This is a genomic window from Streptomyces sp. NPDC003943, from assembly GCF_053605265.1.
The window spans coordinates 1-16,321 of the sequence record NZ_JBSGIW010000126.1; the positions used below are offsets into that span (position 1 = coordinate 1).

Below are 16,321 nucleotides of genomic sequence, written 5' to 3' on the forward strand. Positions count from 1 at the left end.
CTGCCTACACCATCATTAGAACAATAATAACGTCGGGCCCCAAGCGTGGGGGTTGGCGCCCTTCGCTTTAGGGGTAGCTTGGGTTTATGTATTTTGGTCTGGGCCGTGCCATGTGATCACTGGATCATTTATGCGCGTAGGAAGACTCTCCAGGATAATTGGTCCGGGGTATCGCGCTGCTACGCCTGGCATGAACATTTCTTCACCGGCGAGATACCTTTTTAGCCATTCGCCGAACGTCATGTCGTGGGCGTAGAAATCGGGAGCGTCGCGGCCCCAGGTCAGGATGATGTTTCGATCACCGTAGGGGCCGAGGAAGGCGTATTCCCCACGGTCGGTGCTGGCGATCGGGATCATGCCGAGCCGTCCGCCGAACTGAGGTCCCACGTTTTCGAAGCCGGGACAGGCCATGCCCGGATCCCAGGAGATGGCGCCGAACGACCTTACGACCCGGGAGATCCAGCTTCCAAGTGGACGGAACTCGTTCGCTGGATGGTCGAGGTATAGGTGATGGTTCAGCTGAACGGGTGCATAGGCGTCCAGGATGGCCTTGTAGTCCTCTGGGAAGGCGCGACCGAGTTCGCTCTCGAGAGCGGTCCATCCGTCACTGTTACGGAACATGTTTCGAGGGGCTCCGAGTACGCCTGAGAGCCTGTCTGCATGTTCTGACATTCTTAGATCCTCGGGCAGTCCGGGCTGCCGGTCGTCTGGCCGCCAGTGGGTTTGTTGTGCACTGTGCATTCCTTCACGTGTCCAGAGCCGACTACGGAATACCGGTACTTGAGCTCCGTAGGGATGCCGGATCCCTGATTCCCGTATATCACGTCTATTGACAGCGTGACCCTGTTTTTGTCCTTTAGTGCGTCGCGGATCTCTGCTTCGATTCCCTGGCTCAGGTATGGGGTATTCACGTGATCGTACTCTGCGACGAGGTTCCGCAAATCGGTACCGGATCCTCCTGCTGCTTTAGGGGCGAGGTGGCCATTGTGGGGGGTTTGGCCCTGGTTTCTGATTTCTTGCATGCCCGGAGGCTTCTTCGATCCTGCGTCTGTTCCGGGGCCCGGCTTGCCGACCACCGTGAGGTCGTCATAGTTGACGACTCCGTAGATACCGGTAGCCCGGCATTCATCCTGGCCTGTGGTGGAGTCAAGGTAGCGCTCGCGAGGAAGGTAGGTGAGGTGGCCGTTCGCGCTGCGGCCAACTCCGTCGTCGCACTTGTTGTCCGTACGCCCACGCCATGTGCGGTGACCCCCTCGACTGTCGTGCTCGAGCCGTGGATCGGTCGCCCCGCCCACAGTAGGCGCGAACATCAGAATGCCGAGAGCGTCGAGGAGGGCCTGACTCGATACCACGACTGTCGTGGCGGCGGCGGTTGCTGCGGTGCCGGCGAGTGCGGTGATGGCCGCGATCGGGGCGCCGAGGTCGGGTGCGGGGAACGGGTGAGGCCCGGTGCGGATGTTCGGCGGGGGCGGCGGGGCCGGCGGCGCGACCGGGTGCGGACGCTTGCGCCCGGGGCCACTGGGGCCGCTGGGTCCGTGTGGGGGGCGGGGCCGGTTCCGCGGCGGGGTCCAATCATCGCCGCCTCCGCCGCCTCCGCCGCCTCCGCCGCCAGAGGAGCATGGCCAGCAGCCGACAGTGTCTTCCGTCTCCCACTCGTGGCTGTGGTAGTACGAAGTCACCTGACCGTCGTCATAGGGGAAGAGCGAATCAATCCAGGGCATATCCCACTTGATGATTTGGGCATGTCCGGTGGGGTCGGTGCTGTTGAGGGGGCTTGCGTTGGCGTAGGTGTAGCGGTTGGCCTGGACTGTGGGGTTGGGGTCGAGTTGCCAGGTGTCGCGGCTGGTGAAGCTGCCGGTGCCGGGCTGGTACCAGCGGGCGGCCATGTTGACTTCGCCGGTGCTGGTGTCGGTCCAGCCGGACTGGTAGCCGAGGTTGGGGCTGGTGCCGTTGCTCGCGGTGACCTTGCCGAAGGCGTCGTAGGCCTTGGAGGAGGCGACGGTGGTGCCGTCGGGGGTGAGGCTGGCGACCAGGTCGGTGTGCTGGTCGGTAACGGCTAGACGGGCCGAGCCGGGGGTGCCGGTGGTGGCGCTGGCGAGCAGCGTTCCGCCGGGGGTGCGGCTGTAGGTGGAGGTGGTGTCCTGGACGAGGTCGTTGGAGCCGCCGTCGTAGGTGAAGGCGGTTCCGTTGTGGGTCATGACCCGGTCGAGGGAGTCGTAGGTGAAGGTGCTGGTGCCGTTGGTGACGGCACGTCCGAAGGCGTCGGACTTGATCTGGCGGGTGGTGCCGCCTTCGGTGATGGCCTGCAGTGTGCCGCGGGCGCTGTAGTCGAAGGTCTGGGCGCCCCATACCGTCAGGCGGTTGCGGGAGTCGTAGGTGCCGGTGGTGTCGCCCTTCCTGGTGAGGTTGCCGGCTTTGTCCCACTCGAACGGCGTTGTGGTGGCGCCGGTGGTTTCGGAGGTCATCCGGCCGGCGAGGTCGTACGTGTACGTCTCGGCGGCGGCCCCGGCGGTGCCGGTGGTGGTCTTCTTCACCAGGCGGTCGTCGAGGTCGTACTCGTAGGCCGTACCGGCGATCCCGGTTCCGGTGGCGGTGTTCTTGAGGCTGTCGTCCGCGAGGCGCCCGAGGGCGTCGTAGGTGTAGGAGCGCTTGGCTCCGATCGTCCACGTGCCGCCGGTGGCGGGGCGGGCGTACTCGTCGGCGGTCGGCCGTCCGGCCGCGTCGTAGTAGTTGCGCACCTGCGTGCCGGTGAGCGGGTCGGTCGTGGTGTTGAGGCGGCCGGCCTGGTCGTAGGTGAAGCCGGTGGTGCCTGCGGTGTCGGTGCGGGCGGCCATCTGGCCGTCCGCGTCGTAGGTGTAGGTCGAGGTGCCGCCGGGACCGTCGGTGGACAGGAGCTGTCCGCGGTCGTTGTAGGCGTAAGTGTTGCCCGCCAGGACCCCGTCACCGGCGACGCCGGTCAGGTGGCCGGCGAGGTCGTAGGACAGGGAGCGGGGCCGGGTGGCCGCCGCGGTGCCGGAGCCGGTCTCAGCGGTGAGACGGCCGAGGCTGTCGTAGGTCTTGTTCCGCTTGACGCTGCCCGGCAGCAGCTCGGTGATGACCTGGCCCGCGGCGTCGTAGACGTTGGTCCAGGTGCGGCTGCTGAGGGCCGGGTGCTGGGTGGTGGAGGGTTCGATGGTGGATTCGGGCAGGCCCCAGGTGTTGAAGGTGTAAAGGGTGGTCTTGCCGCGGCCGTCGGTCAGGCGCGTGCGGTGGCCGGCCGCGTCGTAGCCGAAGGTCGTGGTGATGGAGTCGGTGGCCGTGACGGGTTCGACCTGCTGGGTCAGCCGGCCGAGCGCGTCGTACGTGTAGGTGCGGCGCGCGCCGGTGGCCGAGACGGTTGCAGTGACGTTTCCGTCGTTGTCGTACTCGGTGGCGGCGGTCCGCAGTGCGGTGGTTCCAGTGCCGTAGTCGGTGACGGTGATGGGCTTGCCGAGGACGTCGTAGGCCGCGGTCGTCTTGCGACCGGTGGCGTCCTTGGCCTCAATGGTGCGGCCCAGGCCGTCGTAGGTGTTCTGGGTGACGCCGCCCAGCGGGTCCGTCACGGTCAGGACTTCACCCGCGCTGTTGTAGGACGCCGTGGTGCGGCGGCCGGCGGGTGTGGTCGAGGCGGTTTGGTTGCCCGCGTCGTCCCAGGTGTAGCGGGAGACGAGGTTTTGCAGGGTAGGCCTGCGCTCGACGGTGGTCGCGGTGAGCTTGCGCCCCAGTTCGTCGTAGGTGGATTCCTTACGGGCCCCTGTCGGATCGGTCGCGGACAGTGGCAGGCCGGTCGCGGTCCAGGTGAAGCTGGTGACGCCGCCACCGGACAGCTCCGTGCTGGTGCCGTCCAGGGTCGCCGCGCCGGGGGCCTGGAGCCCCTGGTCGCCGGTTGCCGGATCCGTCTTGCGGACGAGGTTGCCGAGCTGGTCGTAGGCGTAGTACGTCGTACGGCCCAGCGGGTCGGTGCTCGAGATGGTGTTGCCGAGCTTGTCGTAGGCCGAACGCCGCACCGCAGTCGTCGCCGTGGCTGCGCCGGGCGCGGTGTAGTCGGGCAGGGTGACCGTCACGGGCCGACCGAGGAGGTCGGTTTGCGTCTTGGTGACCTGGCCGCGCTCGTCGCGTGACTCGGTGACTTCGCCGAAGGTGTTGTAGCCGGTGAGGGTCTTGGGCGTGACGGCTGTTGCCGCACCGCCGTTCTCCTCGGCCTGCACCTGCGGTGCGGTGGTCTCGACCGGGCGGCCGAGTTCGTCGTAGCGGATGGTGGAGGTGTTGCCCCTGGGGCTGACCTGGGTGAGCGGCATGCCGCGCTGGTCGAAGGTGGCTGAGGAGACGCGGGTGGCGGTGCCGTCGGTGACGGTGACCTTCTTGGGGTTGCCCGCCTGGTCGTACTCGGTGGTCGATGTCAGCTTCTTGCCGAGGCCGTCGATCGACTGCGTCTGCTCGGTGACCCGGTCGGCGCCGTCGTAGGCGGCGGTGGTCACACGGTTCAATCCGTTCGGGTCGAACACGGTCTGGGTTACACGGCCGGTGGAATCCAGGGTGTTGACGGTGGTGCGTCCGCCGCTCGCCGTCTGGGACAGCACGTTGCCCGCGCCGTCGTAGGAGGTCGAGGAGAGGACGATGTCCCGCTTCGTCCCGTCGGCCTGGGTGACAGCCTTGGCCGTCTCGGTTGCCTTGAGCCCGTCGTCGTAGTAGGTGAAGGCCCTCGTGGCGCCCATGGCGTCGGTGGTGGAGGCCAGGCGGCCGGCGGGGTCGTACGCGTTGGAGACGAGCGTCAGGTCGTGGGTCTGCCCGGAGGGATCGCCCGTCCAGTCCTTCAGGACCGATTCGGCGAGCTGGCCCCGCCGGGTGTAGGAGTGGGTGGTGACGTTGCCGGCGGCGTCGGTTTCCCGGGTGACGCGGCCGAGCGGGTCGTGGACGAAGGTCGTCTCGTTGCCGGCTGCGTCGGTGGTGCTGTCGTTGAGGCCGAACGCGTTGTAGTGACGGGTGGTGGTGCGGGTTGCATCACCGCCGGTGGTGTCCTCCGTGGACTCGGTCAGCAGCATGCCGTCCGCGTCGTAGGTGCGGGATATGCGGGCGGTGTGGGTGATGCCGGTGATCTCGTTCTTGACGCCCGGGCCGGTCTCGGTCGAGATCCGGGACATGGCGTTGTACGCATAGGTGGTCGTCACACCGGCCGGGAACGCGTCCGAGCGCTGTGTTTCAGCGATCTTTCGGCCCAGCCCGTCGTAGCTGTAGGTGGTGATCAGACCGGACGGTGACGTGGCCTGGGCGACGTCGCCGTTGGCGGCGTAGGTGTACCGGGTGGTCGCGCCGTCGGTGTCCTTCACCGCTGCCACCAGGCCGGCCGGCGTAGTGCCGCCGCCGACTGCGGGCTCGGTGCCCGTGGTGTACGTCGTGGTCTTGGTGCGGCCGTCGGCCAGGGTGACCGTGTCGGTCAGACCGAGCGCCGTGTACGTGGTGGTGGTGCGGTAGCGGTTGTCCTCCGGTCCGCTGGAACGGCCGTCGCGGACCGCAGTCGGCTTGCCGCCGCGGGGGTCCAGCGGGTCGGCGTCGTTGGTGTAGTAGTCGGTGAACGACGTCCAGCAGGAGTTGGAGTCGCGGCACGTGGTGGTCGATACGGCGTGACCGCGCTCGTCGTGCCCGGTGATGACAGCGTGCCCGTTGGGGTCGGTGATCGTGTGCAGGAAACCGCCGGTGTCGTACGCGTACGTCGTCAGCCCGCCGTCGGCGTCCGTCGTAGCGGTGCGGCGCTGGCCGCGGACCGCGTCGAAGGTGCTGGCGGTCGTCACGCCTGCGGGGTCGGTGACCGTCACCGTGGAGGACAGCGAGGAGCTGCTGGCCTGCACGCGGGCCTGGTAGTGCGTGTTCACCTGGGCGGCGGTCAGGGGCCGGGGGTAGACCGCGACCTCGTCGATGCTGCCGGTGAGATAGGACGGGTGGCCGGGGCTGGCGGGCCAGCCGTAGGAGTAGCCGGCGCCGATGTAAGTGCGCTTGTTGGCCTGGTGGCTGATCGGGCTGGTCACCGCCTGTGCGACCTGGGCGCCGTCCAGGTACAGGGTCTGAGTCCCCGCTCGCACGGTGATGGCGGCGTGATGCCACTGGTCGTCGGTTACCGTGGCGGCCGAGACGTTGGTGGCGTTGGTGTTCGGTGTGTAGTACTGGCCGTGGAGCTTGTTGTCCGTGCCGACGTACAGGACCGGGGTGTAGGTGCTCACGCCCGGGTCGGGCAGAGTGCGTTCCTGGTCGCTGTAGAGGACACCGGGCTTGGCAGTCTTGAACCACAGCTCCACGGACAGGTCCGTGGTGGACATGCCGATGGGAGGCAGTTCGGCGTAGCCGTCACCGTTGAAGGAGGCGGCCGCGCCGTCTCCGGGACCGAACGCGCCGGTCGATCCGAGGGTGACCTTGGTGTAGGTGCCGGCGCCGCCGGTTGCGGCGACCTTGTTGGTCACCTGGGTGCCGGAACTCTCGTCCAGGCGCCAGTAGCCGGAAGGGGCGTCGGCCAGAACGGTGCCCTGGTACTGGGCGCCGTTGCCGGCGACTAGACGGTTGCGGGCCTTGTAGTGGTCGGCGACGGTCTGCGCGTCGAGCTCCTTCGAGTAGAAGGCGGCTTCGTCGAGCTGGCCGTTGAAGTAGCGCACGCCGTTGGCCTGGCCGTCCCAGCCCGCACTGGAGAAGCCGGCGCCGAGGTAGGCGTACGCCATCGTCTCGGGCTTGACCACGCCGGCCTTCGAGCCGACCTTGGCGCCGTCGAGGTACAGCGACTGGCCTGCGGTGCCGCCGGTGATGACGACGTGGTGCCACTTGTTGTCGGTGACGGTGTTGCCGCCCATCACCGGCCAGCCGCTGGTGCCGTCCCACAGGTGGCCGCGCAGCTTGCCCTCGCCGTCGATGAGCAGGCTCGGGTTGTACATGGCGGGCGTGGTGTTGGTGACCTCCACGTTCTGCAGACCGAGGAGGACCGCGCTGGGCTTGTCGGTGCGGAACCACATCTCGACCGACAGCGCCGTGGCCCCGGCCAGGGATTCGGCCGGCACCGCGATGGCGCCCTTGGCGCCGTCGAGGGCCACCGCGCCGTCGTCGCCGTCGTAGAAGGCGCCGACGCCGCCGAGGGTGACGCCGTCGCGGTAGGAGCCGTTGCCGCCGGTGGATATCTCATCGGCCGCGGCCGCGCCGTTGGTGTCACCCAGGCGCCAGTAGTTGACCGGCCCCGTCGCACGGACCGCGTCGGCGTAGGCCTGCGAGCCGGCCGCGTAGCGCGGCGCGGAGATCTTCCAGGTACCGCCGTTGTTGTCCGTCACCTCAGTGGCGCGCTCGGTGTCGGCGTCGTAGAGCGCCGTGTTGGCCACGCGGCCGGACGGCAGGGTGGTCTTCGACAGCTTCGACGCACCGGTTCGGGCCGCGTAGTGCGCGCGGACCGAGCCGGCGTCAAGGGCGCGGTGGTAGACCGCGACCTCGTCCATCGATCCCTTGAAGTAGCGGGTGGCGTTCGCGCCGCCGCCGTCCCAGCTGTCGGAGGTGAAGCCGGCACCCAGGTAGGTGAAGGTCTTCACCGAGTGGGTGACCGGCCCCGTGCGGCTGCCCAGGGCCTGACCGTCCAGGTAGAGCGTCTGGCTGGTGCCGGTGCTCGTGAGGACGGCGTGGTGCCAGGCGTTGTCCGTGACCGGTGCCGTGGAGGCGATCGGGGTCACGTAGCCGTTGGAGACCTCGAAGGCTCCGCGGAGCTTCCCGGCCGCGTCGACGGCGAGGACCGGGTTGTAGTGGCCGGGGCCACCCGCTCCCAGCGCCACGTCCTGGAAGCCCAGCAGCACCCCACCCGGCTTGTCCGTCTTGAACCACATCTCCACCGACAAGACGGTGGAGGAGGCCAGCGTGGTCTGCGGCAGCTCGATGTAGGAGTTGGTGCCGTTGAACGACACCGCCTTGTTGCCGGTGCCGGCCAGTACACCCGGTGCGCCGAGGTCGACGTCGCGGTAGTGGCCGGTGTTCATGCCGGTAGGGGAGACGGCCTCGCTCGGCGCGGCCTCGCCCTCGGCCTCGTTCAGCCGCCAGTAGCCGACCGGGTCGGCGTCCTGGACCATGCTGCGGTACTGGGAACCGCCCGTGTACTCGTACACCGTGCAAGCGGTGGCCGAGGACGGGGGGCACACCTTCGTCAGCAGGTCGCCGGTGTAGGTGTACGACCACACCAGGGCCGGCGCCGACGGCCCGACCGCGTCGGTGGACACGGAGGCGACGTGCTCGCCGCTCCACGCGAAGGCGAGCGAGCGCTGCGAGAGCGCGTCGGTGGCCTTGGACAGTTTGCCCGCCGTGTAGGTCAGGAGCTGCTCTCGCCCGTTGCCGTCCTTGATCTTGGTCAGCAGGCCGGTTGCGTCGAAGGTGAACAGGGACGCGGTGGCGTCCCGCAGAGTCCAGCCCCCGCCGTTCACCGCGGTGAGCTGGCCCATTGACCCTGAGGGGGCACTGTAGGAGCCGTCGCTGTTCTTGCCGAACCGGACCTGGCTGCCGTCAGCGAGGGTGATCACCACGTTGCCGTCGGGCTCGGGCAGCGCCCGCATGTCCCAACGGGTGGCCCATCCGGCACCGAAAGCACTCGTGACCCGGGGGTCCTGCGAGTTGTAGGTGCGTGTGACGGCAAGCTCGGGCCCGACCGCGCTCACGGACGCATCCCGGGCGGAAGTGGCGAAGTTCCCCGAGCGCTCGTCGAAGGACCGCCCGCTGTCGGTACCGCCCAGGTGGGAGGTGATCACCGGCTGCGGTACCTGCATGTTCAGCAGGGAAGGGCCGGGACGGGCGGACTGGTCCTTGCTGTCACTGGCGTACGCGTACCAGGCGTAGGCCTTGCCCCAGCTGAGCCAGCCGGCCGGGACAGTCCAGCTCTGCGACGCCGAGGACGGGCTGGTGCGGCAGTTCTGCTGGGTGTTCTGCCCAGCGACCTCGCACACCTCGAACTGGTAGGTCAGCGCGCCCGGGTACTGGTCACGGTCCGTCGCGGACGCCCACAGCGTCGGCGTGAGCGTGTCCGGGACGGCGCCGCTGGGCGGCGACTCGGCCGTCAGCTGCGGCGGGATGTTGATCGCGTCGACCTGCAGGCCCGCGCCGGGCACACCCTCGTTCACGAACGTGGCCGTGCCGTAGTCGTCCATGGTCCACACCAGCGTGTACCGCGCCGGGACCAGCGGGGCGATCTTCGCGTCCAAGGTGACGGTGTCACCCGGAGGCACATCGCGCGGCATCGGCGTCCAGCGGACCTTGTCCGCTCCGCTGATCGGGTTACCGGCGGCGTCGTAGAGCAGGTAGCGCAGCTTGTAGTTGCTGTTCGCGCCCCACGTCTGCTGGCCCTGGTTGGTGACGGTGACCTTGAAGGTGCCCTCGGTCGTGGCCGTCATGGGCTGCACGAACTGACCCAACTGGTACGTGGCACCATATTTGGTCCACGTCACATCGAGGCTGGGCTTGCCGTTCGGGTAGTTGTCCGAGCCGAACTGCTTCCACGCGTAGGAGTCCGTCGTCGACGCCTTGACGGCCAGGCCGTAGTTCGGCTTGCGGCCGTGCGTCCAGTCGTCGACCAGCTGCCGGCCGGCGCTCTCCAGGTCGATGCCTTCCCACGCCGCGTCGCCGCACGGGTAACTGGTCTGGCCCGCGGGGCGCCAGCCGTGCGTGAAGCTCTTGGAGGCCAGCGCGTCACCCGTGGCCGGGCCTGGCCACGAGGACGTCGAGCCCTCGGACCAGTTCGAGGTGATGGCGTGCACCGTCACCGGGCGGGCCGTGCACGAGTACGACCAGGTGTTGAACAACTGCAGCTTCGCGTTGACGATCCACGCGTTGCTCAGCGAGCTGAGCCCGTCGAACCGCAGGAACGACGCCGCCTTGTTGCCGCCGCCATCGGACGTGCCGACCTTCAGGACGGTGTCGCTGGAGAAGTTCTGGTTGTACGGCGACTGCACGTAGGTTCCGGCGGTCGCACCGCTGCGAGTGACCGACGGGTCGACCTTGACCGGGAAGACCCGCTCGGGCGCCGCAAGCCACTTCTCGTCCAGGTCGACGACCAGCACCTGGCGTCCGTGCTCTCGCACCAGGCTGTAGGTCACACCGGAGGACACAGCACCCTGGTTGGAATGCGCATCCCGATGGGAGTCCTCCATCCAGCCGGCGGGTATCCACGCCTGCTGACGGCCCGCCGCGTCGGTGAACGCGACGCCGCCATGGCCGTCGAGCTTCGCACTCACGCCCGTGAGCGCCAGCGGGAAACGCCACTGCGTGGGCGCATCGGCGCTCTTGAGGATCAGCGACTCCTTCACGGAGTCACTGCCGGCGATCAGCTCCACATCCGCGGCCCGCCGGACCTCCGGATAGATGATGACGCTGCCGGCGACCTTGCCCGCCGCGTGCGCCGCGCCCTCGATCCCATAGGCGACCGAACCGCTGCCATCCACGCCCAACCGGACCAGCGAGGGCTCATCGGCATAGGTGGCGAAGCGCAGCTGCTCCTGCGTGGATCGTGTCTGCCAACCGGCGCTGGACCCCTCCACGCTCCGCGAGACACTCTGCGCGGTACGGGACAGGCCGGTGTCGATGCTCTTCCACGAGCCGTCCGCCGAGCGGAAGTTGACGGGCTCGTTGTAGAAGCGCGTGGTGTACGTACCGTCCTTGTTCAGGAACGTTCGGCCGCGCTCGGTGCGCTTGCCCGCAACCTCACGGCTGGACTTGGCCTCGAACCCCTTCGGCCCCACCGGCGCCGGAGCAGGAACCTTTACGAACGGCACCTTGAGGGGCGCCCCGTTCCCCAGCCGCGCGGGTGCTGCCGAGCCGTCAATCGGCAGTTCCCCGCGCCCCTTCAGAGCACCGGAGCGGCCGCCGCCGGCGGAAGCGTCCGTGGTGCTGCCGGCAGCGCTGTGCCGCCGACCGCGTGCGGATCCCCAACCCTGTTCCGGTCTGTCACCGGCACCCGGGCCGTATCTCGCGGTGTCCCACTTGTTCACCGCCCAGGCGGCCTGTTCTGTACCTGCCAGAACGGCCAATATGAATGCCACCAGTAGAACCAGTGGTCGCGCTGTACGCACGAAAATCCCTTACGTAGATGAATTGGTTCGCGAGGACGCGGCACGGCTGATACCACGCAGGTTTCGGCGGTGAATCCGCTGATGCGCAGGAGTTGGGCCGCCAGAGATCGTCAGAGGTTGTGAATGGCTGAAGCCGAGCAAAGCGCATGAGAGTCGCCCTGCCTGATTCCTTCGCCCTTCCTTCTCTCCCCCCCCGTGACCTCGCGTGATGGATGTTAACCCTGCATGTCGACCAAGATCCTTCCGCCCTGGTGAACCCTCAGCCAGCGGCACGTATGCCATTGACCGCAGGAAAAGTGCCACCCAGGTGGAAGCCCCTACCGGTCAGGCCGGCACCTCGTGACGAGACGTGTGGGACCTGCTGCCGCCGAACCTCCGCTACCCGCTCACCACCAGGGACCGGCTCACCCCCCTGTACACGGTCGGGGACGACGTCGGCATCGGCACGCACGAGCACTCCCTGCTGAGTGTTCCGGTGTGCGACATCCCCGAGCGGGTCATCGACGCTGGCACCCGCGAGGCGCTGGCCGCCTTTCTGCTCTCGTACCCGGCCGTCGCCCAGCACGAGAGTTACGTGACCACCGGCGCCCTCAAGACCCGCCCGCCAAGCAGAAGACCCAGCCGCTCGCGCAGCTGCGCGCCTGGTGGAAGGCGAGCGCGATCCTCACCTCCAAGGTCGCCGCTGACGTCATCAACTCCCTCCTCGAGCACGCCCGCGCCGTGGCCGCCGCCATCCGGGCCCGGGTCGTCGCCGTGGTCGACAAAGCGCTGGCGGCCGCCGACGTCGCCGCGACCGTGTTCGTGATGAACGACGGCGGGCGTTTCCACCGCCGGCACCTGCTCGCCGAAGCCCGCCGCCACCTCGCCCTCGTCCTGGACGAGAAGATCGTGGCCGCCGCCGTCTCCACCCCCTGCCTGGACATCAGCGAGCCGACAACCACGATCGGCCTGCTGCTGGACTACCGCCTCTACACCGCCCGGTGGTCAGGCAGAAGCTGCGCACCACCACCGTCGCTGTGCGGGGCCGGGCGTACGACGTCGTCGCCCACCAGCAGGCGGCGATGCCCGAGCAGCTGCTCGCGCCCGAGCCGGCCGACCCCGAACACGACGACCAGGAGCAGAGGCCCGGCCGCCGAGATGCGCTGGACCTGACGGTGCTGAGGGCCCTGCGGGAATCCCGAACGGATGTGGAACCCTCGATCTCACCGCCGAACGCCTGCGCCACCTCCAGGACGCGTTCGCCGAGGCGGCCGACCGGGCCCCCACCACGGTGAACCGCTACGTTCGCCGCGATGGCGCCGAGCCGCCGCACCCGGTGGGCCCGGACGACCAGCAGGCGCACCGCCCGCAGGAGCCCGGACCGCACCGCGGCCGGGAGGCCGGCCACCGAGTGGACCCGATGGTGCGCACCCGGTGCGGTGGTGCGCACCGACGATGCCCAGCTTCATTACACCGGGTGGAGTCCACCATCCGGGAGTGGACGCCACCGCGCTCGACACCCACTCCACTGGGTGGGGCCGCGTGGCTCTCTACACGAGATCGGGGTTCTGACACAGATCTTGGGGAGCCGTCGCGGAGGGTGATGACGTCGTTCGATTGAGAGGGGTACGACCCCGCTTGTCTGACGCCAATGCTCACCTCGTAGCCTCCGCACATGACTGATGATCCGTTCTAGTGCCGCTGTGTCCTCTGCCATGACTACGGCGAACGGGACGAAGTGGACTATATGGATCAAACGGTCATCGAGCACGTGCAGGAGCACGGATGGCACGTCGTGATGGTTCCCGAAGACGAGATCGGTCCTGGATTCGCCTACACGATCGGCCTCGCGCACACTCACGGCGGACCTGAACTCGCAATGTTCGGGCTCGACGTCCACGTCATGCACCGCATGCTCAACACCCTCGGAGAGGAATCCGCCGCGGGCGAAGCACTGGCGGACGGCCAGAGCCATTCTGATGTTGCCGTCGGGCATCGGGTCACGCTCAGGCAGGTTGATCGCGGTTGGTACCGGACGTTCTTCGGACGGGCCATCGGGTTCTACCGGCGGCCGACTCTCCCCGTGCTGCAAGTCGCGTGGCCTGATGCCGAAGACCGCTTCCACTGGGATGAGCAGGCTAACGAGAGGCATCGCGCGTCACTGCCTCAGTTGTGGCTGCCTCCGAGTGACCATCCTGTCGGGATCTGGACGACTGAACTCTGATCCCGGAGCACCGAGAAGAGGCGATCCAGCACCTGGGCGATGCACCACTGAAGCAAGATCATCTTTCGTAGGAGTTCGAATCCGGCTCGGCCGTAGAGCTGTCTCTTGATCTTCTTGATGCGATTGACGGCGCCCTCGATGCTGCCCGAGCTCCAGTCCAGGGTGAGGCCGGCGGTCACGGCGTCGAGGTCCCGGAACAGTTGGAGCGCGAAGCCGGTGAGCCCGGGTAGCCGGCTGGCATCGACCGCGTCGGTCCAGGCAGGGAGCCTGGAGCCGAGGCGGCTGCTGAGTATCTCGCCGAAATCGCGGACGTGTTCGGCGGCCGTGTCCAGTTCGGGGCAGCGGGCCAGGACCTCCTTCAGGCCGACGCGGTCATCCTCGCTCAGGGCGGCGGGGTGGCGGGTGAGCAAGCCGGGTCACCTGCCGTACCGTCGGCGACCGCGACGGTGCGGCGGACGGAGCTCGGCGCAAGGTGGCGATGTGGGCTCGGACCATGCCGTAGGTGACGGGAGCCTGCTCAGCGACCAGCTCGCCGTGGAGCCGGGTGACGCTGGTGCATCCCTCCGTGAATCGTCGTTCCAGGTAGGGCTTGTAGGGGTCCGGTCTGGTGGGCCGGGGCCGGTTCTCGCGGATGGTGTCCTGCCAATGTGCGGCGTTCGCGTATCGGAGCACGGTGTTGAGGCCCCAGCCCAGGTGCCGGGCGATCGCCCGGCGTGAGTGGCCCTGGGCGAGCATCTCGTGGACCAGGGCGTGTGCGGCCTTCTTACGTTCAGCCCGTCGGTCGACGGGCGCCGCGTCGTTCGGCTGATCGGATGCCGGCGGGGTGTCCTGCGGCAGCATGCCGCCGGGCGTCGGGTTGCGCAGGCAGTCGCGGTGGGCGGCGACGCAAGTCTCCACGGCCCGGTCGAGGCCCTGCCACAGGTGAAACCGGTCAGCGACCTGCACAGCATCGGTGGCGCCGCGCCGTGCGCCCTCGGCGTAGGCGCCCGCCCGGTCCCGGCAGATGATCTCCACGCCAGGGTGGCTGTCCAGCCAGGCCGACCGGTGGCCCGGCTTTACGAGTCGGGAGCACATCGACCACGCGATGATCTTCAACACTGGTCAGTACGGTGGAGTAGGTCTGGCCGCGACGGATCGCGAAGTCATCCACCCTCAGCACCCGCGGAGTAGTGAACCGCGGATCGGGCAGTGCCATGACGCTGCGTGACAAGGTTATCCGTCCCGCACCGAAGCCCAGCTGGGCGGCCAGCCGAGCGCCTGCCCGCCCCGCCAAGGCGAGCCCTACCCGTTCCAGGGCACGGTTGAGCCGCGTGGTGAACCGCGAGTGCGGGACAGCCAGCCGGGGAAACGGCTCGGCGAACGTCCGGGGTGGGCAGTCCGCCGACCCGCAGATGAAGCGCCGGACCGTCAGCCGGATCACAAAGCCCTGCTCAGCGAGCGGAAGGTCCTTCAACCTGCGCTGGTAACGGTCGTGGACTCGGTCCGAGAAGCGGCCGCATGCCGGACACGCTGCCGCGGCCGCGCTGCCTCTCGCCATCACCTCGACCGCGCCAAACGCGGCCGTAACCGCCTCAACCCCCACATCGTCGATCCCGTCGAATACCAGCGAGTCCCAAAGCCATGCATCGGTCTGCATGACCAGCACCATCACCGTTCACCACTGGACAAAGCAGCGAGCGGAATGTATCTGAGGGAGCGTCACTTCTGGTTGTCAGACGCTTAGGCGTACGCCGTCTCGCACGAGCCAGACTCCTCGCAATCGAACATCGAGGTAACGCTCCGCGACCGCTCCCCAAGATCTGCGCCGGAACCCCGTTCTAATCGACAGAGCCAACAATGAAACCTGCGTCCTCCGACGCCCTCGACCGCGTCATCACCCTTCAACGAGCGGTCCCCGCCGCCTGACCCCAGGGAGGCCGGGCTGTCGGGCTGGCCTGGTGGCGTGGGGATTGGTGGCACGCGCTCGGAGGGGGGCGGTGGTCCGGGTGGGGTGCCGTCGCCGAACGGCCGGCCGCCGAGCGTCTCCCGCCCGTGCGGCGAGAGCCAGGGGCGGGTGTCCGGGCCTCGGGGGACGATCCCGGTCGGATTGATGTCGTGATGGACGACGTAGTAGTGCGCCTTGATCTGCGTGAAGTCGATCGTGTCACCGAAGCCGGGTGTCTGGAACAGGTCCCGTGCGTAGGCCCACAGGGCCGGGAGTTCGGTCAGTTTCTGCCGGTTGCACTTGAAGTGGCCGTGGTAGACGGCGTCGAAGCGCGCGAGGGTCGGGAAGAGGCGGACATCGGCCTCGGTGATGGTGTCGCCAACCAGATAGCGCCGGCCGCCGAGCCGCTGCTCCAGCCAGTCCAGCCGCTCCCAGAGGCGGTGGTACGCCGTGTCGTACGCGTCCTGGCTTCCGGCGAAACCGCACTGGTAGACGCCGTCGTTGACGTCCCGGTACACCTTGTCGGCCACATCGTCGATCTCGTCGCGCCATCTCTGCGGATAGAGGTCCGGCGCGCCGTCGCGCTCATGGGCCGCCCACTGGCTGCCGAGGTCGAGCGTGATCCGCTCGAAGTCGTTGGTCACCACTTCGCCGGTGGGGACGTCGACGATCGCGGGCACGGTGATGCCGCTCGGATAGCCTGGTTCGCGCCGGAAGAACGCCTCTTGGAGCCGTTCAATGCCGAGGACGGGGTCCCGGCCACCCGGGTCCAGGTGGAAGCACCAGCTGCGCTCGTCGTGCAGGGGCCCGGCGATCCCCATCGAGAGCACGTGCTCCAGGCCCATCAGCCGCCGGACGATCGCGCTGCGGTTCGCCCAGGGACAGGCCCGGGCGATGATCAGCCGGTACCGCCCGGGCTCCACCGGATAGCCGTCGCGCCCATCGGCCGTGATTCGGGTTGTGATGTACGTGCGGTCGCGTTCATAAGCGCCGTCACCGGTCATCGGTCCGAACCTTCCTCACAGGCCTCGCTCGGGAGCGTCGAGACAGCCGGTCGGCCAGTCGGCTGCGCGCTTGTCGATACACGCCGGCGCGTACCCGCGCCGGCTCGTA

The 16,321-nt window shown here is 68.2% G+C and carries 6 protein-coding genes and 2 pseudogenes; 2 read left to right on the forward strand and 6 right to left on the reverse strand.

Annotated features, from left to right (window positions below; all coding sequences use genetic code 11):
• Nucleotides 1-84: 84 nt before the first annotated feature.
• Complete coding sequence (locus tag ACWEV0_RS33145; protein WP_453153457.1) at nucleotides 85-621, reverse strand: SMI1/KNR4 family protein; 537 nt, start codon at nucleotides 619-621, stop codon at nucleotides 85-87.
• A 53-nt stretch (nucleotides 622-674) separates the two neighbouring features.
• A complete protein-coding gene (locus ACWEV0_RS33150) occupies nucleotides 675-11,081 on the reverse strand; it encodes a LamG-like jellyroll fold domain-containing protein (protein ID WP_453153458.1) in 10,407 nt (3,468 codons plus the stop codon).
• A gap of 720 nt (nucleotides 11,082-11,801) precedes the next feature.
• Here ACWEV0_RS33150 and ACWEV0_RS33155 point away from each other — a divergent pair.
• On the forward strand, nucleotides 11,802-12,233 hold the full coding sequence (locus tag ACWEV0_RS33155; RefSeq protein WP_453153459.1) for a hypothetical protein: 432 nt from the start codon (nucleotides 11,802-11,804) through the stop codon (nucleotides 12,231-12,233).
• Between the two features lie 574 nt (nucleotides 12,234-12,807).
• Nucleotides 12,808-13,284, forward strand: a complete 477-nt coding sequence (locus ACWEV0_RS33160; RefSeq protein ID WP_453153460.1) for a DUF4262 domain-containing protein — start codon at nucleotides 12,808-12,810, stop codon at nucleotides 13,282-13,284.
• On the opposite strand, the gene ACWEV0_RS33165 is transcribed toward ACWEV0_RS33160, so the two are convergent.
• The 4 genes and pseudogenes from ACWEV0_RS33165 to ACWEV0_RS33180 all read right to left on the reverse strand — a co-directional run.
• A complete protein-coding gene (locus tag ACWEV0_RS33165) occupies nucleotides 13,227-13,694 on the reverse strand; it encodes a transposase (RefSeq protein WP_453153461.1) in 468 nt (155 codons plus the stop codon). The two genes, ACWEV0_RS33160 and ACWEV0_RS33165, sit on opposite strands and share 58 nt — an antisense overlap.
• The gene (locus ACWEV0_RS33170; RefSeq protein WP_453153463.1) at nucleotides 13,657-14,382 is read right to left on the reverse strand and encodes a hypothetical protein; all 726 of its coding nucleotides are present in this window, start codon (nucleotides 14,380-14,382) and stop codon (nucleotides 13,657-13,659) included. The genes ACWEV0_RS33165 and ACWEV0_RS33170 overlap by 38 nt, the downstream gene beginning before the upstream one ends.
• A 349-nt stretch (nucleotides 14,383-14,731) precedes the next feature.
• Nucleotides 14,732-14,932, reverse strand: a pseudogene (locus ACWEV0_RS33175) (ISL3 family transposase); the annotation flags it as partial.
• A gap of 305 nt (nucleotides 14,933-15,237) precedes the next feature.
• Nucleotides 15,238-16,212: pseudogene (locus ACWEV0_RS33180) on the reverse strand (glutathione S-transferase family protein); the annotation flags it as partial.
• Between the last annotated feature and the right edge of the window lie 109 nt (nucleotides 16,213-16,321).